The following is a 23,964-nucleotide window of genomic DNA, read 5'->3' as shown; positions in this document are numbered from 1 at the left end:
GTACCTCCGGCCCTAGGGTGGCGGTGGGCTCGGCGCGGGGATTCGTCCGTCCATCGTCAGGCTCATTGGAATGGGGCCGGTCCGCAAGGGTAGCTCCGTCTCCACCAGCGCGCTGAAGAAGCCCAGCATCACCGCCAGGGCCGGGTCTGCTCCGGGACATGAATGCGTCGGATGCCCCGCGACCCTGCGATTGCCGCCGAAGGCGTGGTAGATGTCCTGGCGACCTTCGGCGAGGCTTTGCTGGGTGGCGGAGACTGCGCCGGCGACGATGACGTCTCCCGGCCTGACCTCGACACCTCCGATGGTCTGCGAAACGACGGCTGTCCGCCAGATCAGTTCCGGCACGGCGCGAAGTTGCATCGCCGGAATGAAGTCGTCCCGCAGCCGGTTGAGGGCGTCCATGTAGTTCTTTGCCTTCGTGCCGGCATAGCGAGCGCGCAACGCCCATAGCGTTCCCTCGCGCAGCCATTCGTTCAATATTCGGCGCAAATTGCCGTCGACGGTCGGAATGAATCCCATCATGGCGCCGGCGACCGTGCGGGCCACGAACGGAATGTCGCCGGTGCCCCGCGGCGAGTTGTAAACCGCCTTCGTCACCGGCCCGTTCGTCGGCCCGAACTGCGCCAGGAAATTTTCCATGGCGCGGCGCGCGGCGTCGCCATGTGCCGCACCGATCGCCTCCACCGTCCGGTTCGGATGCGGTTGGAAGATGTAGCGCGACGGGGACAGGAAATGGCCGGGATAACCCGGCGCCTCGCCCGGCGTCCAATCCCAGCGATAACCGACGCGGCGGAAATGACCTCCTTCTTCACTCAATCCGAACCACGCTTCGCAGAAGGCGGCGAGCAGCGGATCCACCAATTCGTGCACATCGACGGTCAATTCCCAGCTCGCTTCGCCGTCGCTTGCTGCAAAGTCGATGGTCTGCTTGACCATGAAGCCTAGAACTTTCTGCGTAACCGCGCGCGCCAGCTCGAATGCGGTGGGCTGGTCGAGGGCCATGATCGCGGCGTTGCAGGCCTCGGATTCCTGTTCGTAGACCTGATCCGGCTGCCCGGCGTCGCGGCCGAGATAGAGGATGCCGAACGACCGCAACATGCGAGGAAGATAGCCGGTGATGGTCAGCTTGGTGTCGGAATCGGCGAACACCTTGTAGACCATGTCGCGGTCGGCCACCAAAACCCCGAATGGCGTGCGCAGCGCGCCGCCGTGCCGCTCGCGGATCGCAGCCCAGATCGAGGCGTTGACGAAATGCGAGGCTGAATCCGGATCTTCGAGTGCCGTCTTCCACGCAGCCATCGCAGCGGCTTCCCCCTTCTGGCGCTCGATCAGGCGCAGCCGCGCGATCTCCTTTTCCCCCTCATCCGCACTCCACGTCACCGCCGGTTTATACCCTTGGCTCGCCGCCCATTGCTGCAGATCGGCAAGCGCCTTCTTCGATGGCGCAAAGAAATACGCGCCCCATTCCAGACGAACGAACGGACGGGGTTCATCGTGGAGCCGGTCCGAGCCGTCCAGCGCCACGCGGATGGTCTGGCCTGCGTGCTCGAAACGGAAATGCCGGAGCCGGCCAGGCTCGGCGAGGCCGAGGAAAGGATCGCTCACTCCGGAAGACGAGCCCGAGCTGTTGCCGCCGGCGAGCCAGCTCTGCACCACCTCGAACTGCTCGCCGAGGCTAGCATTGTAGGCCATGAAAACCAGGCCGCGCTCTGGTTGCGGCGCGGATTTGGCCCCTTGCGTGTCGACGGGCGGGCCGTAGGACATGCCGCGCCTGACGATCCGTGGGGGCCGGGCGCCTGCGTCGGCCTTGGTGATCGCAACGCGCGGATTGGCGCGTCGAATATGCGCGTGGAACGGGCACACTTGTCCCTGCGGATCGGCGTCGTAGTTGAAGTCGTTGTGGCCTTTGTCAGGCGGCGGAGTAGGGGTCAGGGGTTGCCCCGCCTGGGCATGGCCGGTCGGCCAGCGTCCCATCATCTTGGCCATCAGCGTTTCGCGCGTCAGGGCAGGTGCGTCCGGCCCGGCCGTCTCGGTCGCCTGTCGCGTCGCGCGGGCGAGGACATCCTCAAGCTGCTCGACATCCTGTCGCAGCTTACGTAGCGCCATGAAGCTGCCGTCGCGAAGCATCGCATGAGCACGATTGGTCGGGTCGCCAAGCGGCGCCGTCTCGTCGGCGATGTTCGGATAGCCGCACAGAATTTCGCCGAGATGCACCTGATTGGAATAGGATCTGCCGGTCTGGCACTCACGCAGCACCGGGTTCGAACTGCCGTCGGCGAACCCGAAATGGTCCTGCATGTCGCCGGATCTCTTGTCGCGCTGTCGCTGCATCCACTGGATCGAAAGCGGCCTGACACCTGCATCGACCTCGACCAGGCGCTTCATTTCGGCCATCAACGCGCCTCTCGCATCGGTCGCGGTCTGCGTATCCTTGGACAGCAACAGGCGGAGCTGGAGGACGGCATGGACCGAGCTCATGCTGATCCGCGGCGCCAGGTCGCCTTCGGGCAGGTCCGGCGCGTCGATCCCGAGCGCCCAATTGCTGGCCGGAAGGCGCCACCGGTTCGGATGATTCCAGCGCACGTCGCCGAGCAGGCCGGCGCGTCTTTCCATGCCCTGCACGAACTCTTCCGGCAGAGTGCGCACCTCTTCATCGGACAGGCCAGCCTGACGCAGTCCCTCGACGGTGAATGCGATGTTGGTGACGATCTGCCCCTCCGTCAGAACGTCGGCTTCGGAGGTCACCTTGAGGACGTCGAGAAACGCGGCCAGTGCGGCCGGATTGGCGAACTGCAACAGCAGCAGGCAGCCGTGATCTGAATTGTAGGCGGTCAGAATCCCGCCTTGCACGTTGCCGGGATCCTGCAACGGCGGTTCGGCCGGCGGGGCGAGGGGCAGGTTGCGACGGACGGGCGCCACATTGGGTGGGGTCATCAACCAGCGCAGAGCCTCTTCATAGCGCCGGCGCGCGCGCTGGACGCCCGCCGCATAGGCGGGGTGGTTGATCATGGTGACGAATTCCGGCAGCAGCTCGTGGCCGGCCCGATGCAGAATCACCCCATCATCCGTGCCCGGCGGATAGAAGTCGGCCAGACGGTAGAGCCCCGCAAGCGCTCGGATGCCGTGGCGAAACGGAGGCCGGGCGGCAGCTTCGATGCTGAGCGGTTGGCTGAAGCCGGCATTGGCCGGATCGACGCCGATCTGGCCGTCGACCTCGAATATCGAGCGGCGCGCGATGTCTTCCGGCGAGGGAATCCTGATCCGCGTCACGATCTGGTCGGCGCCGGCGCCCGAGACGCGCCGATAGACCCGCTCCTCCATCCGCAGGAAGCGCGTGTCATCCACGGTCAGGTCCGGGGTGGCGTAGAGGAAATAGGCCTCGGTCTGCCTGCTCTTGAGCCAGATACCCCAGTCTTCGTACGTGTTCTCATATCCGAGCACGTAGCCCTCGGTGTTGCAGAAGATGAGGTCGAGCAGCCGGGCGGCCTTCTGCCAGATGACGCGGACATAGGCTTCCCAGGAGCCGTCGAACGTCGCCGTCAGCAGCACATAGTCCTCGCCGTCGATGCCCTCGTCCTCGGGTTCGAGCACGGCGATGCCCACCGAGTGGATCCGTCCGACGCGGTCAACGGAATCGGTCAGCACGCGGGCGAGCTCGGATTCATAGGCGTTGGCGCGTCCGCCATTCAGCGCCCGCAACACGTATTTGACGCGGGTCTTGTACGTGGTCGCATCCAGGGACGGCACGAACCCCTTCTTGATCGGAGCCATGACCCTGAAATCGGACGTACCGGCCATGCTGCCGGTCTTGATGGTCAAATCGCGACGCATGTCTCTGGCTCCCCCGGGTCGCACGCGGGCTCGAGGCGCATTCCCGCCTGGGCCCGGCAACCGAAACGTGTTTCGTTATGCAACAACGCTATTTGGGAATAGTGCGGCTCTCGGCCGCTCGATTGTATGAACTGGGCCACACTTTTCCGAACTTTCCGTGGCGGAACGCGGTCGGAGTTCGCCGTGGCAATGCCATCTGCTCGCGCTGAGAGCGAGGCTGGTTTGAACCCGGGAAGCGGCCGCTAACGCCCGGAGCAAGGTGCATCGCCTGTCAGTGCCGCGGGAAGGACCTCCCGGCCGTCTGGTCCCGCGACTTAGCTCGCATGGTCTTGAGATTCCGTACGAGGGCGCTCACCGATTTGTGGTCGAGCCGCGCCCATCATTGCCGTGAATTAACACCGCACCGCATTCACTTCTGATCTTCTGTTGCCATGTTTCTGCAATTCCGGACGCCCGAAGCCGGAAGTGTGAGCGGGGTTTATCGTCGACCCTCGAGGCCAAGAACCATCCAGGAGCGCACGAGGTGGCCGCACGGGCAACATGCCGCGTGCATGCGTCAACGCTGATCTGGACAGCCGTTGAGGCCGCAAGGGGCCGCAACGCCGCAAGGAGTGCCTCGATGGGTATCGTTCGTTTCGCCTTGCGATTTCCCCACACCTTCTACGTGGTCGCCGCGCTGATCCTGTTCCTCGGCGCAGTCACCATACTCGCGATGCCGACCGACATCTTTCCGGATATCGACATCCCGGTCGTGACCGTGATCTGGAGTTATACCGGCCTCAGTACGCCGGAAATGGAGCAACGCGTCACCACCTACAGCCAGTACTCGATCAGTTCGAACGTCAACGGTATCAGGAACATCGAGGCACAGACCATGGCTGGTCTGTCGGTGCAGAAAATCTACTTCCAACCCGACGTCAATCTCGACCTCGCGATTTCGCAGATCGTCTCCGCAACCAACGCCATCCGCGCACTGATGCCGCCCGGCATCCAGGCGCCGGTCGTCGTGCAGTTCAACGCCTCCAGCGTGCCCGTGCTCCAGGTCAGTCTGAGCTCCGATACGCTGAGCGAGCAGCAGCTCTACGACTACGGCATCTATCGCATACGTCAGCAACTGGCGCCGATTCCGGGCATCACGCTGCCGACGCCTTCGGGCGGAAAATACCGCCAGATCATGGTCGATCTCGACCCAGCCAAGCTGGTCGCCAAGGGGCTGACGCCGCTCGACGTCGTCAATGCGGTCAACGCCCAGAACCTGACGCTGCCGGCCGGCACCGCGAAGATGGGTGACAAGCAATATGTGGTCCGGACCAATGCGACGCCGCCATCGATCAAGGACCTGAACAACATCCCGATCAAGGTCGTGAACGGCGCCACGATTTTCGTCAGGGACGTCGGGCAGGTTCACGATGGCTGGCTGGTGCAGCAGAATGTCGTGCGCCAGAACGGCCGCCGTTCGGTGCTGCTCAGCATCATCAAGAACGGCAACGCCTCGACGCTGAGCGTGGTCAACGCGGTTCACAAGGCGCTCGAAGCCGCACGCGCCGCCGCGCCTCCGGGGCTGCGTATCGACGAACTGTTCGATCAGTCGGTGTTCGTCAAGCAATCGGTGGAAGGCGTGTTGCGCGAGGGCGCCATCGCGGCCGCGCTGACCGCGCTGATGATCCTGCTGTTCCTCGGATCATGGCGATCGACGCTCGTGGTGATGATCTCGATTCCGCTATCGATCCTCACATCGCTGATCGTGCTCCACTTCCTCGGGGAGACCCTCAACACGATGACGCTGGGGGGACTGGCGCTGGCCGTCGGTATCCTGGTCGACGATTCCACGGTCACGATCGAAAACACCCATCGCCTGCTCACGGAGGAGAGACAGCCTCTGCCGCAGGCAACGCTGCACGGTGCGGCCGGCATCGCCATACCTACGCTCGTCTCGACACTGGCGATCAGCTGCGTCTTCACGTCGGTCGTCTTCCTGGAAGGGCCGGCCAAATATCTGTTCACGCCGCTCGGCCTTGCGGTGGTGTTCGCCATGCTGGCGTCATACGGATTGTCGCGGACTTTGACGCCGATCATCATCGGTCTCCTGCTCAAGGGCGAGCAGCACGGCGAGACCGGTGCTGCGCCACGCGGTTCTTTCGCGCGATTTCATGCGGCCTTCGAGCGACACTTCGAGGCGATGCGCCGTGCCTATTCGCAAGCCCTGAAAGGATTGATCGAGCACCGCTTCATCATTCCTGCCGGCATGGTCGCCGTTTTGGCGCTCGGCCTCGTGCTGTTCCCCATGGTCGGTCGCGATTTCTTCCCGGTCATCGACGGGGGACAGATCCAGCTCCATGTGCGCGCGCCGGCCGGAAGCCGGATCGAGAACACCGAGGCGATCTTTCAGCAGGTCGAGGACAAGATCCGCGAGATCGTTCCGGAGAAGGATCGGGCTCTGATCGTCGACAATATCGGCCTGCCGGCGCGCTCCTACAATCTCGCGTTCAGCGACGGTTCGACCATCGGCGTCAACGATGGCGTCATCCTGATTTCGCTGAGGGAAGGCCACCGGCCAACCGCCGACTACGTGCGCAAGCTGCGCGAGGCCTTGCCGGCTGCATTTCCTGAAGACACTTTTTACTTCCAGGCGGCCGACATCGTCACCCAGATCCTCAATTTCGGGCTTCCGGCTCAGATCGACGTGCGAACCGTGGGCTACGACAAGGCGAATAACCTGAAGGTTGCCAACGAGTTGCGCCGGCGTCTCGCCGCGATCCCGGGAATCGCCGACGTCCATCTCCAGCAAGAGGTCAACGCGCCGGCGTTTTACGCGAATATCGACCGCACCCGTGCAGCGCAGCTGGGGCTCAATGCCGATACGATCGCGAGCAATCTCAACGTCAGCCTGAGCTCTTCGGAGCAGGTGATGCCGAATTTCTGGACTGACCCCACATCCGGCATTCCCTATTACTTCGCGGTGCAGACCCCCGAGCGGCAGATCGCATCGCTCAACGATCTCGCCAACACCCCGGTATCGACGTCGCTGGCGTCACCGCAGAATGACACGCCCATTCCCGGCCTGCTGAGCAATGTCGCAACGTTCCAGCGTGGCACGATCACGACCAACGCCAACCAGGCCAATGTGCAGCCGGTCTACGAGGTCTATGCCAGCGTCCAGGATCGCGATCTCGGCAGCGTGGCGAGCGACATCGCCAGAGTCACGGCCGATCTTCAGAAGCAGCTCAAGCCCGGCAACACGATCCAGGTCACCGGCCAGATCCAGAGCATGAACAGCGCCTTCATCAACCTCGGCACAGGACTGCTGTTCGCCGCCGTGCTCGTCTATCTGCTCATGGTCGTGAACTACCAGAATTTCGGCGATCCCCTTGTCGTCATTCTGGCCTTGCCAACAACGCTCTGCGGCATCCTGACCATGCTGTTCATCACCGGCACGACACTCAATGTGCCGTCGCTGATGGGCGCGATCATGGCGGTCGGCGTCGCCTCGGCAAACTCGATCCTGCTCGTGACCTTTGCCCGCGAGCAGCAACTTGCAGGCAAGACTGCCTTTGAAGCCGCGGTCGAGGCGGGCCATACCCGAATCCGACCGGTCCTGATGACCGCGGCCGCGATGATCGTCGGCATGATCCCGATGGCGATAGGCGCGGCCGGCGAGGAACAGAACGCCGCGCTGGCCCGTGCCGTCATCGGCGGGCTGCTGTTCGCGACGCCGACCACGTTGCTGGTCGTGCCTTACCTGTTCGCGATTCTTCGCAAGCGCAATGACGGCAAGACACATCACGGGGTATTCGACGAGGTGCTGGAATGAATTTCAACGGACCAATCGAACCCGAGCGCGTGACCGAACTCGGCCGGGACCAGGACATCGCGCCTCGGCGGCGGGCTCGTCGGGGAGGGCGCCTCGCCGGCCTCATCCTGATCCTCATTGTGGGCGCGCTGCTGGCGGCGGGCGCTTGGCGCCAATATGCCGAGCACCGCCAGCTACGAGCGACGGCCGAGCAGCACCGGGATTTTGTTCCAGAGGTCCGTGTGGTCGCCGTCGAGCCCGCCGATAATGTCGAGGTCGTCGAGCTGCCGGCGACGACCTCCGCATTTGCGAGCGCCAACATCTTCGCCCGCGCCAGCGGCTATATTGCCACCCGCGCCGTCGATATCGGCGACCGCGTCAAGGCAGGGCAGCTGCTCGCCGAGATCAAGGCCCCCGAGCTCGATCACCAGATCGCCCAGGCGGAGGCGACCCTTGCCCAGCTCAATTGGTCGTACCAGCAGGCCCAGGCGAACCGTGAACTCGCCAAGGTCACGTGGGACCGCGATCGGCCGCTGGTCGAAAAGGGCTGGGTGACCGCGCAGCAGGGCACCATCGACGAGCAGACTCTGAAGGCCCAGGAGGCCGCGGTAGCGGTGGCGCAGGCCAACATCACGGCCGAGGAGGCGCAGTTGCAGGTGCTCCGCCAGCAGAAGCTGTATCAGCGCGTGGTGGCTCCATTCGACGGCGTCATCACCCAGCGCAATGTCGACGTCGGCAGCCTGGTCCAGGCCGATGCCACATCGGGCACGTTCATGTTCACGCTCCAGCAAGGCAACGTCATCCGTACCCAGGTGTTCGTGCCGCAGGACGCCGCATTCGGCCTCAGGCCTGGCATTGCCGCGGCCATCCACGTACCGGAGATCCCGGACCGGACCTTTCCAGGCACGGTGACCCGGATAGCGGATGCACTCCAGCCCGGCTCGCGGACGCTGCTGACGGAGGTCGATATCCCGAATCCCGACGCCGCGCTCACGTCGGGGATCTACTGCACCGTGGAACTTCGTATCCCGCGCCGAACGCCAAGCTTCCAGATTTCGGCTGATGCGGTGATCTTCAATGCCAAAGGCATGCAGGTCGCCATGGTCGAGAATGGCATCGTGCATTTCCGGACGATCCACGTGCTGCGCGATCTTGGCCGTCAGCTCGAGGTCGACAGCGGGGTCGCGCGCGGGGATCAGATCATTCTCAATCCGTCGGTGGACCTTGCCGATGGAGCCAAGGTGCAAACCCGCACGACGAGCGCCGCTTCATAGGTCGCGAGGCCGGATCGGCCGGCAGAAGGTGGGTAGCGCGTTTGGCTAACTGAGCAGCTCACGCGCGATGACGACCCGCTGGATCTGGTTCGTGCCCTCGAAGATCTGGGTTAGCTTCGCGTCGCGCATCATGCGCTCGACAGGGTAGTCCATGGTGTAGCCATAGCCCCCGAATATCTGCACCGCATCCGTTGTGACCTTCATGGCCACGTCGCTGCCCACACACTTGGCCATGCTGGCAAGAACATTCAGGCGCTTCCAGTCACCCGCGTCGCCGGCGCGCGCACACTCGTAGACCAGCGCACGTGCGGCCTGGATTTGCATCGCCATGTCCGCGAGCATGAACTGGACGCCTTGGAATTCAGAGATCGACTTCTTGAACTGCTTGCGCTCTTTTGCATAGGCGACGCAGGCGTCGAGCGCGCCCTGAGCCAGCCCGACAGATTGAGCTCCAATCGTCGGCCGATTGAGATCAAGGGCGCGCATCGAGGCTCGAAAGCCCTTGCCTTCTTCCCCAACCAGATTTTCCCTCGGCACGCGCACATTGTCGAAGAAGATCGGGGTATTCGGCGCGCCCCGGAAACCCATCTTGCGCTCGTGACGGCCAAAGGAAATGCCCGCCATCTTCTTCGGCTCGACGATGAAGGCGCTTATGCCGTCGGAGCCTGGACTGTCGCTGGTCCGTGCCATCACCACGATATAGTCGGCGACCACTCCGTAACTGCACCACTGCTTGCGGCCATCGAGAACGTAGCAATCGCCATCCTTTCGGGCGCGCGTCGCGATTGCGGTGACGTCTGAACCGGCCTGCGGCTCGGATATGGCAATTGCCGTGACGACGCCGCCCTTCGCGATGATCGGCAGGTACTTCTTCCGCTGTTCCTCCGAGCCGAAATGAAGCAGCGGCATGATGAACATGGTGTTCAGACAGGCAATCGAAGCGCAGGCCGGCGATATCCTGGATATCTCCTCCCGCGCGATGCAGGCCATGGTGAGATTGCCGTTCGGGCCGCCATATTGCTCCGGCACCCAGAGCTGCATCAGCCCCATTTCGCCGAACAGCTTCACGAGCTCGGTCGGAAAGCGGTCGGTCTCGTCGATCTCGGCGGCGATCGGCGCCACATGCTTCTCGGCCATCTTGCGGACGGTGTCGCGGAAGGCGATCTGCTCTTCGGAAGAACTCATGGACCCTCATTGTGGACTTTTCTAATGAAAGCCGAAAAAAGGGCTTTCATTGAATGGGTGATCCATTTAATAATTCACCCCATGAATGCTAAGTCAAGTCCCCGCGCTGGTGCGCATACACGCAATGTTTCGTCCGGCAGGCGCGAGCGCCCGGCCGATCAGCGGGCGACGGCAAGTCCCGCGCCGGCCCCCAGGTTCCGGCCGATCCATACGAGGCGGGCGTTCGAGGAAATCTGCGAGCGCATCCGCGAGCAGCTCGCGCTCGGGCTGCTCAAGCCGGGAGATAAGCTGCCTCCGGAGCGCGATCTCGCTCAGCAGCTCGGCGTGAGCCGGAATGTCCTGAGGGAAGCGCTGCGCAGCCTCGAGATGGCCGGCGTGCTTCGACTGCTAAAGGGCGTCAAAGGCGGAGCCTTCATCCAGGAGGGCGACACCAGCCGCATGAACGACGTCATCCGGGACATGCTGAGCCTTGGCACGATTTCGGTCCGGGAGTTGTCGGAGGCGCGCGTCCACGTGCTCGACCTCGTCGTCGGTCTTGCGTGTAACCAGGCACGCCAGCCCGATCTCGACGCGCTGGAGGCCAACATCCGGCGAACTGAGCTTGCGACGAAGGAGGGGAGACTGCTCGACCGGGTCGAATGCTCCCGTGAGTTCTACAAGCTGCTCGCAGCTTCGACTGGAAACAAGGTCATCGCGATGATCATGGATTCGGTGACCGAAATTCACATGCGGTTCGTTTACGCCAAGGTAGCTTCGAGCGGCGTCGCAATGAGCCGACTGGCCGAGCGGCGGCGCAAACTGCTTACTGCCATAGCCGAACGAAACACCTCATCGGCGCGCCGCCTGATGCGCGCGCATCTCGAAGCTGTGCAACGAATGCTCGAGCAGGACCCGGGCGCAATGTCGCTGCATGTCGCGCTGGCGGAGGTCCAGCCGGGCATGCGGCGTTAGCCGGGCTTGGAAGCGGACGGCTTACGCTCGAACACGATAACAAAGGGAGGAACAAGTGTCGACTTACGCGAAGTATGAATGCCTCAAGGTCGAGGTATCGGAAAAGGTGGCGACGGTGACTCTGAACCGGCCGCAGTCCCGCAACGCGATCAATCAGAAGCTGATCCGCGAGTTGCGGACGATCTGGGACGACCTCGCCGATGACCATGCCGTCAGCGTCGTGGTGCTGACCGGCGCCGGCGATTTCTTTAGCGTTGGAGGTGACGTCAAGGCGATGTCGGAGCGTCCCGGCGGGGACGTCCTGGAGGAGGGCGAGGTCCATGATCCCATGATCAGCCGCCGCGGCGTCACCCGGCAGCTCGAGCTCGACAAGCCCATCATCGCGGCGATCAATGGCGATGCCATCGGGCTGGCTGCGACTCACGCGCTGCTCTGCGATATCACGGTGATATCCGAGGATGCGCGCATTGGCGACACACACGTGTCGCGCGTTGGCTTGGTTGCCGGAGACGGCGGCACCGTGATCTGGCCGTTGCTGGTCGGCATCAACAAGGCCAAGGAGTTCTTGATTCGCGGCACGCTGCTGAAGGGCCGGGAAGCCGAGCGGATCGGCCTGGTCAATCACGTGGTTCCTCGTGCTGACGTGCTAGGCAAGGCGCGGGAAATCGCCATCGAACTGGCGAACGGCCCTACCTGGGCGATCCGCTGGACCAAGCTGTCGATCAACCAGATCGTGAAGGATCGCGTGAACATGTTGCTCGAGGCGTCAATGGCGCTCGAACAGGTCACGTTCGAGACAGCGGATCACAAGGAGGCAACCATGTCCTTCAAGGAAAAGCGCAAGCCGAGGTTCGGTCAGGCGTAGGCTCTCGTGATGGCCACCGGCATCGAAAGCGACGACGTTGCGGGCATGCTTCGCGATTCTTTGCGCGGGCTTCTCGAAGCGCATTGGCGCGCCGACTGCATGAAGAAGGATGGTGCGTCGCCCGACGCGATCACCGAGATCTGGGACAAGCTGGCTCAGCAAGGTGTCACGGTTCTGGGCGCCAATTCGGAGGAGGGCGGCCTTCGCGAGATCCTGGCGGTGATGGAAGAGCTCGGCCGCGCGGCGTGCCCCGCTCCGATGTGGTCTGCCGTGCTGGCCAATCTCGTGCTGTCGGCTGCATCCCCACATGCAGGTGATTTGCAAAGCGCGCTTCGCGTGGGCGGGGCGCGCATTGTCTTTTCCTTTGCTGCGTTCGATTCCGATCCCGGTATCGGATCGATCACGCTGCATGGCGAGAAGGCAACGGGATCGCTTCGGTTTGTTGAGGCGGCAGGGAGCGCTACGCACCTGCTCGCGCCGGTGGACGAGACACAGCTTGCGCTCGTCGATCTTCGGGACCCCGGCATTGATCTTATGCCCACGCGCGCGATGGGTAGCTGGGGCAATTGGGAGCTGACGCTCGATGCGGCGCCGGCAAGGCTTGTTCCTGTTGCCGACATCAGCCTGAGCGAATTGCGATCAATCGCGCGCCTGGCGCTGCTAGCACGCGCCCATGGTGCCGCGCGTCGTGCGTTCGACCTGGCGGTAACCTACGCTGGGGAGCGGCAGCAGTTCGGCCAACCGATCGGGCGCTTTCAAGCGATCCAGCACAAGCTCGCCAACTGCTTCATCGATCTCGAGGGCGTGCGTCTCGTTCTGCATCACGCGGCGAAGCTACGGGACGAGGGCGATGTCGCCTGGTCGTACTTCTCCGATTGCGCCATGGCGTTTGCGGGCCCTTCTTTGCGACGTGTTTCCCTGGAGACGCAGCACACATTCGGCGCCATCGGCTATGCCGAAGAGCACGAAGCGCCGCTGCACTTCAAGCGCGTACATCTGGACACCATAGCGCTGGGTGGCGCCGCTCATGCCAGACGAAACCTCGCCGCTCACCTGTTCGACAATGGCGGCGCAGCGATGCCGCAGTATGATCTCGGTCCCGCCGGGAACGAACTGCGCGAACGTGTCAGACGGTGGCTTGCGCAAAACTGGGCGGGCGGCAGAAAGGCCGCCTTTGACGCCAAGCCGTTCGCAAAGCGCGAGTTCGACGCTGAATTTGCTGCCGATATTGGGAGCACCGGGTGGATCGGGCTCGGCTGGCCGCAGGAGTTCGGCGGCCAGGCGCGTTCGCCGCTCGAACAAATCGCCTTCATGGAGACCATGGAGCTAAACGAGGCTCCGCGCATTGGCGCTTCGATCCAGGCCAACGCCTTGATGATGTTCGGAACGCCCGAGCAACAGAAGAAATATCTGCCGGAAATTCTGCGTGGCGAGGCCATGCATGGGATGGGTTACAGCGAGCCGCAGGCAGGATCCGACCTTGCGGCGCTGCGGACCAGCGCAGTCCGCGACGGCGACCATTGGGTTATCAACGGCCAGAAGATCTGGACCACGACCTGGTGGGGAAAATACATGTTCCTGGCGGCGCGAACCGACAAGAGCGCCAGGCCCCATGCCGGCATCAGCATGTTCATCGTGCCGATGAACACGCCCGGGATCACGATCCGGCCTGCCACCACCATGTACGATGGAACGTTCGCAAACATCTTCTTCGACGATGTTCGCGTGCCCCTGGAGAACCTCGTCGGCGGTGAAAACGAGGGCTGGAAAGTCTTGACCGGAGCGCTCGCTTTCGAGCGGGGGCTGGTCGGCGGCGGCATCGTGTTGAAAGTCGCGCATGCCTTTGAACAACTGCGCCAGCACGTCATGGCCAGGCCGGAATTGAGAGAGGATCCGATCGTCCGGGACCGCATGGCGGCGTTCGCGTGCGAAATCGAGATCGGGCGCCAGCTGATGATGCATTGCGCTGACCTTGCCGCCGGCGGCATCACTCCGCCGGAGTATGGCGCGATCAGCAAGGTCTTTTCCAGCGAGCTGATGGAACGCTTTGGCGAAGCCGCGCTCGACATGCTCGGCATGCGCGCCACGCTGTCCGAGCAGATGCCGGGTGCCATCGACAACGGCCGGTTCGAGCAAAACCTGCGTCATTCACTGATGTGGGTGATCAGCATCGGCACGAACGAAATTCAGCGTAGCTTGATTGCGCAGCGTGCGCTTGGCTTACCTCGCTAGGAACCGATGATGCAGGGCCAGTCATTGAAATCACCACTCGAGGGCGTCCGCGTGCTGGATTTCTCCATCATGCTCGCCGGACCGTATTGCGCCCGGCTGCTGGCGGATGTCGGCGCCGAAGTGATCAAGATCGAGCCGCCCGAAGGCGAGGAGATGCGTCTGCGCGCGCCCATTCGCGATGGCCAAAGCGCCTATTTCGGTCAGCTGAATGCCGGCAAGAAAAGCATCGCGCTGGACCTCAAATCGTCCGAGGCGATCAAGCTCGTGCATCGCATGGTCGAAAGCACGGATATTCTGGTTGAGAATTTCCGCCCCGGTGTGATGGAGCGCCTGGGGCTCGGATACGAGGCGCTTCGCAAGATCAATCCCCGTTTGATCTATTGCTCGATATCCGGTTACGGCCAGACCGGCCCGCAGTCGGAGCGCCCGGCCTATGCAATGATCGTTCATGCCGAGAGCGGTTTTGACCGCGCACTGATGCGATACGCCGGCGATCGTGACCGGCCGGCGGCCGGAGCCGTGTTCGTTGCCGATATTCTCGGTGGCGTTTTCGGTTTCTCGGCGATTCAAACGGCGATGGTGCAACGGGAGCGTACGGGAGCAGGGCAGCACGTCGATGTCGTTCTGATGGACTGCATGCTGAATCTTCTGGTGTATGAGCTGCAGGAGGCGCAGTTCTCGACGCCGGTGGCACGCCCGACCTACGGTCCAGTGCGTGCTAAGGACGGCGACGTTTTGATCGCGCCGGTGTCGGCACGCAATTTTGCGGCGCTTCGCGACCTGACGGACCTACCGGAGCTTTCGTCCGACCCTCGTTTCGGCTCGGTGGCGGCGCGCGGTGCGAACTGGACCGCGATGATGCAGGTCGTCGAGCGGTGGACGATACGGCATACGGTGGATGAGTGCCTGGCAGCGCTCGATCGCGCCGGTATTCCGAGCGCCCGCTTTCGCGATCCCGCGGAAACGCTGGATGACCCGGATTTATCCGCTCGCGGCGTATTCGCGCCGATCGCCGACGCTGCAGGTGAGTTCAAGGGCGTCAACGCGCCGTGGCGGATGTCGGGCGCGCGGACTGGAATCGGCCACGACATCCCCGCCGTCGGCGAGCACCGGGACGAGATTCTGACGCGCGTGCTCGGCCTGTCCGAAAACGACCTCGAGCAGGCCGCGGCCGTCGGCGCATTTGGAAAGGGTGAAGCGTCGCCGTGATTTGATGCTGCCAGCCGCGAATTTTCTACCGCAAGATAATCAAAAAATATCGTGGGAGGATCGACATGAAGGGGCTACGTGTTCTGGCTTTGATATTTGGAGCGGCGATGCTCGTCGCGCCCGCCGTAGCGGACAATTATCCATCGCGTCCCATCCGGCTGATCGTGCCATATCCCGCCGGCGGTTCGACCGACATCATGGCGCGTGCACTGCAGGAGCCGATGACGAAGATCCTCGGCCAGCCGATCGTCATCGACAATCGCGGCGGAGCGGCCGGCACGACCGGTTCCAACGAAGCGGCCCGATCGGATGCCGACGGTTACACGCTTCTGTTTGCCAACAATGGGCCGATTTCGATCGCCCCGTTGTTGCAGAAGGGCATCGATTTTGATCCGCTGAAGAGCTTTGCGCCGGTGTCCCTGGTCTCCACGGCGCCTCTGGTTCTGGTGGCAAGCGACAAGGTGCCCGTGAACGACGTCGCCGGGCTGCTTGCCTACGCGAAGGCGCAGAGCAAGCCGATGCTGTATGCCTCCGCTGGACCAGGCTCGCTCGGGCACCTGAGCACTGAGCGCTTCCTCAATCAGGCAGGTCTGCAGATGGTCCACGTCCCATACCGGGGCCAGGCGCCGACGACGCTCGCCATCTTTGCCGGCGAGGTCGACATTCTGCTCACCACCACTTCCGATACGCTGAACGAGCACATCCGCTCCGGCAAGGTGAAGCTGCTCGGGGTTTCCTCGCCCGGTCCTTCGCCGGTTGCTCCCGGTGCGGCATCCATCGGCAGTGCCTTGAAGGGCTATTCGGTCGAAACGTGGTTCGGCATTCTCGCGCCTGCCGGCACTCCGCCAGACGTCGTGGCCAAGCTCAACGCTGCGCTTGGCACGGTGCTGGCGATGCCGCAAATACGGGATCGTTTTCTCTCCTATGGCGTCGAGGCCAAGGCCAGCACGCCTGCCGAACTCCACGCTCTGATCGCCGCAGAAATCCCGTCCTGGCGCAAGCTGATCGAGGAACGCAACGTCAAGACCGAATAGCGGACGTTCGGGGAGAGGGGACCGGCCGAGGCGGACGAGGCCTCGATAGGGCGATCACCAGCAGGTGGATCGCGGCGTCTGGGCTTGCGCCGACCGCCGCAGCTTGGCGGTAGGCTCGCGCCGCCCCCGCGTCGTCAATTGCCAGCGGAGGAGGCAAGCGATCCGGAAAATCTGAGAATGGAGCGTCTTGAGCTCTCGCGATTCGATCCCGGAACCAGTCGGCAGAACCAGATCAACGTAGCATCCTCGAGATCGCCGCGCAGGACATCGGTCTGGAGCCCGGCATATCCGTGATTCGCATAAGGTATATTATGGAATATCTTTATGTATAATCAGATCAATTCTTTAGGCGCAATTGCTGACATCCGACCTTCGCCAAAACCTGTATCTCCGTCTGCGCGTCGGCCGTCGTCTTGGCTCTTGACGGCTACTGTGCATGGGGTTGTTTTTCAGGTTTTGAATCGGGTCGAGGTCCGCGAAAGCCGATATTGCCGTGACCTTGTCCGGCTGCAATAAGCGAGGCATCCGCGAGATCGCAGATGACCTTAAGGCCGACCGTCCGTATAGGTTTGCATCTCAGAACAACAACAAACCTTCCGAGGAAGCAGACCCATGGTCCTTTCCACGCGCTTTTCCCGACGCACGCTTCTCAAGGCCTCCGCCGCGACCGCGGTCCTGGGCGGCCTCGCTGCGCCCTATGTGGCCCGCGCCCAGAGCGCCGAGTTCACCTACAAATACGCCAATAACCTGCCCGACACCCATCCGCTCAACGTCCGCGCCAAGGAGATGGCGGCGGCGATCAAGACCGAGACAGGCGGCAAGTTCGACCTGCAGATCTTCCCGAACAACCAGCTCGGTTCCGACACAGATATGCTGAGCCAGATCCGCTCCGGCGGCGTCGAGTTCTTCACGCTGTCCGGGCTGATCCTGTCGACCCTGGTGCCGGCGGCGTCCATCAATGGTATCGGCTTCGCGTTCCCGGACTACGACACGGTCTGGAAGGCCATGGACGGCGATCTCGGCGCCCATGTCCGCGGCGAGATCAAGAAGGCCGGCCTCGAGGTCATGGACAAGATCTGGGACAACGGCTTCCGCCAGACGACGTCGTCGACCAGGCCGATCGCCGGGCCTGACGACCTCAAGGGCTTCAAGATCCGCGTGCCGGTGTCGCCGCTGTGGACCTCGATGTTCAAGGCGTTCGATGCCGCGCCCGCCTCGATCAATTTCAGCGAGGTCTATTCCGCGCTGCAGACCAAGATCGTGGAGGGCCAGGAGAACCCGCTGGCCATCATCTCGACCGGCAAGCTCTACGAGGTGCAGAAGTACTGCTCGCTGACCAACCACATGTGGGACGGCTTCTGGTTCCTGGCCAACCGCAGGGCCTGGGAAAAGCTGCCGCAGGACGTGCGCGCCGTCGTCGCCAAGAACGTCAATGCCGCCGCCGTGAGGGAGCGTGAGGATACCGCCAAGCTGAACGCAAACCTGCAGCAGGAGCTTGCTGGCAAGGGCCTGACCTTCAACCAGCCGGCCATCGCGCCGTTCCGCGACAAGCTGCGCTCCGCCGGCTTCTATGCCGAATGGAAGGGCAAATATGGCGATCAGGCCTGGGAGCTACTGGAGAAGGCCGTCGGCAAGCTGTCCTAGCGCGTTGGGGCCAGCATGGCTCATGCCGATATCGAGGTGACCGAAGTGGTGGGCGAGGTGACGTTGCAGTCCCCTCGCCGACCTTCGTTGCTGGCCTCGGTCGAACGCGTGCTCGGCCTCGTCGTCGAAATCCCGACGGCGATCCTGGTCGTCGCCGAGATCGTGATCCTGTTTGCCGGCGTGGTCGCGCGCTACGGCCTGCACCGGCCGCTGATCTGGTCGGACGAGCTCGCCTCGATCCTGTTCCTCTGGCTTGCCATGCTGGGCGCGGCGGTCGCGTTCCGCCGCTCCGAGCACATGCGCATGACAGCGGTCGTCGCCAGCACGAGGCCGGCCATGCGGGCCTATCTCGATCTGGTCGCGACCTCCGCGGCCCTGGCGTTCCTGTTCTTGATCGTCTGGCCGGCCTGCGACTACGCCTATGAAGAAAGCTACATCACGACGCCGGCGCTGCAGATTTCCAACATGTGGCGCGCCGCTGCGCTGCCGGCCGGCATCGGCCTGATGGCGGCCTTCGCCTTGCTGCGGCTCGTGCGCGCGGCCGACCACCGGATGGTTGCGGCCGCCGTGCTGTCGGTTGCGGTCGTGGTCGGCCTGTTCTGGCTAGCGGAGCCATTGCTGCGGCCGCTCGGCAATCTCAACCTCGTCGTCTTCTTCGTCGGCGTTGCCGGCTTCTGCGTCTTTGCCGGCGTTCCCATTGCGTTCGGCTTTGGCCTCGCGATCTTCGGCTATCTCGCGCTGACCACGCGCACGCCGGTCATGGTGCTGGTCGGGCGGATGGACGAGGGCATGAGCCACCTCATCCTGCTTTCCGTGCCGCTGTTCGTGTTCTTGGGGTTGCTGATCGAGATGACCGGCATGGCGCGAGCCATGGTGGCGTTCCTGGCGAGCCTGCTCGGCCACATCAGGGGCGGCCTCCACTACGTGCTGGTCGGCGCCATGTACCTGGTCTCCGGCATCTCAGGCGCCAAGGCCGCCGACATGGCTGCGGTGGCGCCGGTGCTGTTCCCGGAGATGAAAGAGCGCGGCGCCAAGCCCGGCGATCTCGTCGCGCTGCTGGCGGCCACGGGTGCTCAGACCGAAACCATTCCGCCGAGCCTCGTGCTGATCACGATCGGCTCGGTCACGGGCGTGTCGATCGCCGCCCTCTTCACCGGCGGCCTCCTGCCCGGCGTCGTGCTCGCGATCACGCTTTGCATGCTGGTGTGGTGGCGCTACCGCCACGAGGACATGGGCCATGTCCGCCGCGCCTCGGCGTCCGAGATCGGCAAGACCTTCGTCATCGCCCTGCCCGCGCTCGCGCTGCCCTTCGTGATCCGCTATGCCGTGGTCGAGGGCATCGCGACAGCGACCGAAGTCTCCACAATCGGCATCGTCTACGGCGCCCTCGTCGGCCTCCTGGTCTATCGCCGCTTCGACTGGCGGCGGCTGTTTCCGATGCTGGTCGAGACCGCCGCGCTGTCGGGCGCGATCCTCCTGATCATCGGCACGGCAACCGGCATGGCCTGGGGCCTGACCCAATCCGGCTTCTCGCGCTCGCTGGCTGCGGCCATGACGGGATTGCCGGGCGGGGCTGCGACCTTCATCGCCGTGTCGATCCTGGCCTTCGTCGTTCTCGGCAGCGTGCTGGAGGGCATCCCGGCGATCGTGCTGTTCGGACCGCTGCTGTTTCCAATCGCCCGCGCCGTCGGCGTGCACGAGGTGCACTACGCCATGGTGATCATTCTCGCCATGGGTATCGGGCTATTCGCCCCGCCCTTCGGCGTCGGCTATTATGCCGCCTGCGCCATCGGACGCGTCGATCCGGCCGAAGGCATCAGGCCGATCTGGGGCTATCTGCTGGCGCTGCTGGTGGGATTGATCATCGTCGCGATCTTCCCCTGGATCTCGATCGGATTTCTTTGATGCGGTTTAAGGAGGGTGTCGATGAGTGAGCGGCAGAATCCATACAATAGCGGCCTCGACAAGACGCAAGCCAATTACGTGCCGCTGAGCCCGCTTAGCTTCCTAGCGCGCAGCGCGGCGGTCTATCCCGATCACGTCAGCACGGTCTATGAAGGCCGCAGCTTCACCTGGGCGCAGACCTATGAGCGCTGCAGGCGCTTTGCCTCCTGGCTTGCCAACAAGGGCATCGGCGTCGGCGACACCGTCGCGGCGATGCTGCCCAACATTCCCGCGATGAACGAGGCGCATTTCGCGGTGCCGATGACCGGCGCCGTGCTCAACGCGCTCAACATCCGGCTCGATGCGCCTTCGATCGCGTTCCAGCTCGACCATGGCGGCGCGAAAATCATCCTGGTCGATCCAGAGTTTTCAGGCGTCATCAGCGAGGCGCTGGCGCGGATGAATGGCCCCAAGCCGCTGGTGATCGACGTCGACGATGCCGCGTACAAGGGCGGCAAGCATATCGGCGAGATCGAATATGAGACGGCCGTCGCGCAAGGCGATCCCGGCTTCAACGCTGTTCTGCCGCAGGACGAATGGGATGCCATCGCACTCAGCTACACCTCGGGCACCACGGGCAATCCCAAGGGCGTCGTCACCCATCATCGCGGCGCCTATCTGAACGCCGTCAGCAACATCCTCGCCGGCAATCTCGGACAGCATCCGGTCTATCTCTGGACGCTGCCGATGTTCCACTGCAACGGCTGGTGCTTTCCCTGGACCATTGCGGCGGCCGCCGGCATCAATGTCTGCCTGCGCAAGGTCGAGCCGACCAGGATCTTCGAGCTGATCAAGCAACACGGCGTCACCCATATGTGCGGCGCGCCGATCGTCTACAACACGCTGATCAACGCGCCCGATGCGCCCAAGGGGGTTGCGGCCCGCCGCGTCGTCGGCCTGATCGCGGGCGCCGCGCCGCCGGTCGCGGTGCTGGAAGGCGCCGAGAGCATCGGCATCAAGCTCACCCACGTCTACGGCCTGACCGAGGTCTACGGCCCCGCCTCCGTCTGCGCCGAGCAGCCCGGCTGGGACGAGCTTCCGCCCGCCGAGCGCGCCCGCATGAAGCGCCGGCAGGGCGTGCCCTACCCGCTGCAGGAAGCCGTCACCGTGATCAATCCGCAGACCATGCGGGAGGTGCCACGCGACGGCGAGACCATCGGCGAGGTCATGTTCCGCGGCAACATCGTCATGAAGGGCTATCTGAAGAACGAGAATGCAACGAAAGAAGCCTTCGAGGGCGGCTGGTTTCACACCGGCGATCTCGGCGTGCTCGACGAGCACGGCTATGTCATCATCAAGGACCGCTCCAAGGACATCATCATCTCAGGCGGCGAGAACATTTCCTCGGTCGAGGTCGAGGACATCCTCTACAAGCACCCGGCCGTGCTGTTCGCCGCCGTGGTGGCAAAACCCGATCCGAAATGGGGCGAAGTGCCCTGCGCCTTCGTCGAGCTGAAGGACGGCGCCAGCGCCAGCGAGGCCGACATCATCGCCTTCTGCCGCACGCACATGAGCGGTTTCAAGACGCCGAAGGCGGTCGTGTTCGGGCCGATCCCGAAGACGTCCACCGGCAAGATCCAGAAATTCCTGCTGCGCAACGAAGTCGGTTCGGTGAAGGCGATCTCGGCCTGACAGCGTCTGAGGAGGCTTCCGCCCGCCGTGCATGAGCGGAAGCCCTCTCACCCTCACATCTTCTTGTAGGCGTCGACCACCGCCTGACCGTCGGCCCCTGCCTTCTTGAGCCAGTCGGCTGTGAGCTGCTCACCGATCTTCTGAAAGCCGGCCTTGAGAGCGGGGCTCGGCGGCTCGACGGCCATGCCTTTGGCCTTGAGCTGATCGAGGTACCAATTGGCCTTCTCTTCCCAGGCCTTCCAGCCGCGCGTCTCCGCGGTGGCGGCGGCCTTCAGGACGGCTTCCTGGGTCGGCTTGTCGAGCGCTTCGAACGCAGCCTTGTTGACGAAGGTATAGTTCTTCGGAATCCAGGCCTGCACGTCATAGAAGTATTTGAGCGACTCCCAGGCCTTCGAATCGTAGCCGGTGCCGCCCGACGACATGAACGAGTTCACCACGCCGGTCGCCAGCGCCTGCGGCAATTCCGCGGCCTGGATCGTGACCGATTGCGCGCCGACCAGTTCGCCGATCCGCGCGGTCCCGACATTGTAGGCGCGCCATTTCAGGCCCTTCATGTCCTCGAGCGTCGCCAGCGGCTTGTTGACGTAGACGCCTTGCGGCGCCCACGGCACTACGAACAGCAGCTTGAGACCCTGCGCATCGAGCTTCTTGGCGATCGCAGGCTTGGAGGCCTGATACAGCTTCATCGCCTCGGGGAAGCTGGTCGCGAGAAACGGCACGACGTCGACGCCGAACATCGGGTCTTCGTTCTCGTGGATCGACAGCAGCACCTCACCCATCTGCGCCTGCCCGGTCATCACTGCGCGCTTGATGTCCGGCGCCTTGAACAGCGAGGCGCCCGGATGAACCGTGATCTGGAGCTTGCCCGAGGTGGCGCCATCGACGTCCTTGGCGAACGCGACCAGATTCTCGGAGTGCGGATTGTCGGCCGGATATGCGGCCGGCAGATTCCATTTGGTCTGGGCCAAGGTGGGGCTTGCGGCCAGCATGGCGCCGGCGATCAGGCCTGCGAAAATGAGACGAGACTTCATCGGACTTCTCCTTACGGTCGACTGAAATCAATCGGGGAAAGCGAGCTTCGGCAGGAACATTACGATCTGCGGGTATTCGGTGATGATGAACACGGCGACCAGCAGCAACAGGAAGAACGGAAAGGCCGCCCGCGCGACCGTGAACGTATCGCGCCCGCTCATGTTCTGGAGCACGAACAGGTTGAAGCCGACCGGCGGCGTGATCTGCGCCATTTCGACGTGGATGATGAGATAGACTCCGAACCAGACCAGGTCCAGGCCGGCCTGCCTGACCATCGGCAGCACGATGACAGCGGTCAGAACGATCATCGAGATGCCGTCGATCAGGCACCCCAGGATGATGTACATGATGCTCAGATACAGCGCCAGCATGCTCGGCGTGAGGTGCTGGCCCTGAACCCAGGTGGCGAGCGCGGCCGGAATGCCCGTATAGGCCATCGCAGCCGTGGTGTAGGCCGCGCCTGCCAGGATCAGCATGATCATGCAGGTCAGGCGCGTCGCGCTCATGATGCTCTCGAGGAAATTCTTGCGCGTGAGCGTGCCGCTCCACCAGGCCAGCAGCAGCGCACCGGAAACGCCCCAGGCTGCGCATTCGGTCGCCGTCGCAAAGCCGAGAACGAGCGACAGGAACACCGCCAGGATCAGCAGCAGACAGGGCGCGAGCTTGGCGGACTCGCGCAGCTTCTGCCGGAGCGGCATCGGCGGATCGCGCGGCGGAACCTTCGTCGGGTTGAGCAGCGACCAGATGATGATGTAGCCGGAATAGAGCACGATCACGAGCAGTCCCGGCAGGAAGCCGCCGAGAAACACTTGAAGCACGGAGACGTTCGCCGTGACCGCATAGACCACCATCGGAATCGACGGTGGGATCAACAGGCCGAGCGTGCCCGAGCCCGCCAGCGATCCGAGGCTCAGGCCCTTGTCATAGCCGCGCTTGTCGAGCTCCGGCAGCGCGATCTTGCCGATCGTTGCGCAGGTCGCCGCCGACGAGCCCGACACCGCCGCGAAGATGCCGCAGCCGATCACGTTGACATGGGTCAGCCGTCCCGGCAGCCACTGCACCCAGGGCGACAGGCCGCGGAACATTTCCTCCGACAATTTGGTGCGGAACAGAATCTCTCCCATCCAGATGAACAATGGCAGCGCCGCCAGGGTCCAGGATGAGCTCGCGCTCCAGGTGGTGGTCGCAAGCACGGTACCGAGCGGCAGGCTCGTGGTGAGCGCCATCGCCACGAAGCCGACCAGCCCGAGCGAGACCGCGATCCAGACGCCGCTTCCCAGCAGCAGGATCATGACGCCGAGCAGGACGAACGACAGCTCGATCATGCCGAGATTCGCCATG

General features: G+C 63.6%; 14 protein-coding genes. 10 read left to right on the top strand and 4 right to left on the bottom strand.

Translation table 11 applies throughout. From position 1 onward, the window contains the following. Positions 1–12: 12 nt before the first annotated feature. A complete protein-coding gene (locus AC24YW_RS34395; protein WP_487486863.1) occupies positions 13–3,831 on the bottom strand; it encodes a hypothetical protein in 3,819 nt (1,272 codons plus the stop codon). A 619-nt stretch (positions 3,832–4,450) separates the two neighbouring features. On the opposite strand from AC24YW_RS34395, the gene AC24YW_RS34390 reads away from it, so the two are divergent. Next, positions 4,451–7,642: an efflux RND transporter permease subunit gene (locus tag AC24YW_RS34390; protein WP_487486862.1), complete on the top strand. Its 3,192-nt coding sequence runs from the start codon at positions 4,451–4,453 to the stop codon at positions 7,640–7,642. Further along, positions 7,639–8,895: an efflux RND transporter periplasmic adaptor subunit gene (locus AC24YW_RS34385; RefSeq protein ID WP_487486861.1), complete on the top strand. Its 1,257-nt coding sequence runs from the start codon at positions 7,639–7,641 to the stop codon at positions 8,893–8,895. Before AC24YW_RS34390 ends, AC24YW_RS34385 begins: the two co-directional genes overlap by 4 nt. Before the next feature lie 45 nt (positions 8,896–8,940). Here AC24YW_RS34385 and AC24YW_RS34380 read toward each other — a convergent pair whose 3' ends face one another. Further along, positions 8,941–10,080 (bottom strand): acyl-CoA dehydrogenase family protein, encoded by a 1,140-nt coding sequence (locus tag AC24YW_RS34380; RefSeq protein WP_487486860.1) that lies wholly within the window; start codon positions 10,078–10,080, stop codon positions 8,941–8,943. Between the two features lie 24 nt (positions 10,081–10,104). Here AC24YW_RS34380 and AC24YW_RS34375 point away from each other — a divergent pair, with 24 nt between their 5' ends. The 8 genes from AC24YW_RS34375 to AC24YW_RS34340 all read left to right on the top strand — a co-directional run bounded on the left by AC24YW_RS34375 (position 10,105) and on the right by AC24YW_RS34340 (position 21,591). Then, positions 10,105–11,031, top strand: a complete 927-nt coding sequence (locus tag AC24YW_RS34375) for a FadR/GntR family transcriptional regulator (protein WP_487486859.1) — start codon at positions 10,105–10,107, stop codon at positions 11,029–11,031. A 55-nt stretch (positions 11,032–11,086) separates the two neighbouring features. After that, positions 11,087–11,896, top strand: a complete 810-nt coding sequence (locus tag AC24YW_RS34370) for an enoyl-CoA hydratase/isomerase family protein (RefSeq protein WP_487486858.1) — start codon at positions 11,087–11,089, stop codon at positions 11,894–11,896. Between the two features lie 9 nt (positions 11,897–11,905). Then, complete coding sequence (locus AC24YW_RS34365; protein ID WP_487486857.1) at positions 11,906–14,128, top strand: acyl-CoA dehydrogenase family protein; 2,223 nt, start codon at positions 11,906–11,908, stop codon at positions 14,126–14,128. Positions 14,129–14,134: 6 nt separating this feature from the next. Beyond that, on the top strand, positions 14,135–15,337 hold the full coding sequence (locus AC24YW_RS34360) for a CaiB/BaiF CoA transferase family protein (RefSeq protein ID WP_487486856.1): 1,203 nt from the start codon (positions 14,135–14,137) through the stop codon (positions 15,335–15,337). Between the two features lie 65 nt (positions 15,338–15,402). Further along, a complete protein-coding gene (locus AC24YW_RS34355; RefSeq protein ID WP_487486855.1) occupies positions 15,403–16,371 on the top strand; it encodes a Bug family tripartite tricarboxylate transporter substrate binding protein in 969 nt (322 codons plus the stop codon). A 612-nt stretch (positions 16,372–16,983) separates the two neighbouring features. Then, a complete protein-coding gene (locus AC24YW_RS34350) occupies positions 16,984–18,015 on the top strand; it encodes a TRAP transporter substrate-binding protein (RefSeq protein ID WP_487486854.1) in 1,032 nt (343 codons plus the stop codon). A 15-nt stretch (positions 18,016–18,030) separates the two neighbouring features. After that, a complete protein-coding gene (locus AC24YW_RS34345) occupies positions 18,031–19,920 on the top strand; it encodes a TRAP transporter large permease (RefSeq protein WP_487486853.1) in 1,890 nt (629 codons plus the stop codon). Between the two features lie 21 nt (positions 19,921–19,941). Beyond that, positions 19,942–21,591 (top strand): acyl-CoA synthetase, encoded by a 1,650-nt coding sequence (locus tag AC24YW_RS34340; RefSeq protein WP_487486852.1) that lies wholly within the window; start codon positions 19,942–19,944, stop codon positions 21,589–21,591. 53 nt (positions 21,592–21,644) lie between these two features. Here AC24YW_RS34340 and AC24YW_RS34335 read toward each other — a convergent pair whose 3' ends face one another. After that, entirely contained in the window at positions 21,645–22,622 is a 978-nt protein-coding gene (locus AC24YW_RS34335) for a TRAP transporter substrate-binding protein (RefSeq protein WP_487486851.1), read from the bottom strand. Positions 22,623–22,649: 27 nt separating this feature from the next. Further along, on the bottom strand, positions 22,650–23,963 hold the full coding sequence (locus AC24YW_RS34330; RefSeq protein WP_487486850.1) for a TRAP transporter large permease: 1,314 nt from the start codon (positions 23,961–23,963) through the stop codon (positions 22,650–22,652). Between the last annotated feature and the right edge of the window lies 1 nt (position 23,964).

This window comes from Bradyrhizobium sp. USDA3516, assembly GCF_057651995.1.
This window is presented reverse-complemented; position numbering and strand designations above follow the sequence as displayed.

Bases quoted from the DNA above. Each gene is read 5' to 3' on its own strand.
- AC24YW_RS34385 (WP_487486861.1), top strand. From the start codon at position 7,639: ATGAATTTCAACGGACCAATCGAACCCGAGCGCGTGACCGAACTCGGC.
- AC24YW_RS34380 (WP_487486860.1), bottom strand. From the start codon at position 10,080: ATGAGTTCTTCCGAAGAGCAGATCGCCTTCCGCGACACCGTCCGCAAG.
- AC24YW_RS34330 (WP_487486850.1), bottom strand. From the start codon at position 23,963: ATGGCGAATCTCGGCATGATCGAGCTGTCGTTCGTCCTGCTCGGCGTC.
- AC24YW_RS34345 (WP_487486853.1), top strand. From the start codon at position 18,031: ATGGCTCATGCCGATATCGAGGTGACCGAAGTGGTGGGCGAGGTGACG.
- AC24YW_RS34340 (WP_487486852.1), top strand. From the start codon at position 19,942: ATGAGTGAGCGGCAGAATCCATACAATAGCGGCCTCGACAAGACGCAA.
- AC24YW_RS34355 (WP_487486855.1), top strand. From the start codon at position 15,403: ATGAAGGGGCTACGTGTTCTGGCTTTGATATTTGGAGCGGCGATGCTC.
- AC24YW_RS34395 (WP_487486863.1), bottom strand. From the start codon at position 3,831: ATGCGTCGCGATTTGACCATCAAGACCGGCAGCATGGCCGGTACGTCC.
- AC24YW_RS34360 (WP_487486856.1), top strand. From the start codon at position 14,135: ATGATGCAGGGCCAGTCATTGAAATCACCACTCGAGGGCGTCCGCGTG.
- AC24YW_RS34365 (WP_487486857.1), top strand. From the start codon at position 11,906: ATGGCCACCGGCATCGAAAGCGACGACGTTGCGGGCATGCTTCGCGAT.
- AC24YW_RS34350 (WP_487486854.1), top strand. From the start codon at position 16,984: ATGGTCCTTTCCACGCGCTTTTCCCGACGCACGCTTCTCAAGGCCTCC.
- AC24YW_RS34390 (WP_487486862.1), top strand. From the start codon at position 4,451: ATGGGTATCGTTCGTTTCGCCTTGCGATTTCCCCACACCTTCTACGTG.
- AC24YW_RS34335 (WP_487486851.1), bottom strand. From the start codon at position 22,622: ATGAAGTCTCGTCTCATTTTCGCAGGCCTGATCGCCGGCGCCATGCTG.
- AC24YW_RS34375 (WP_487486859.1), top strand. From the start codon at position 10,105: ATGAAAGCCGAAAAAAGGGCTTTCATTGAATGGGTGATCCATTTAATA.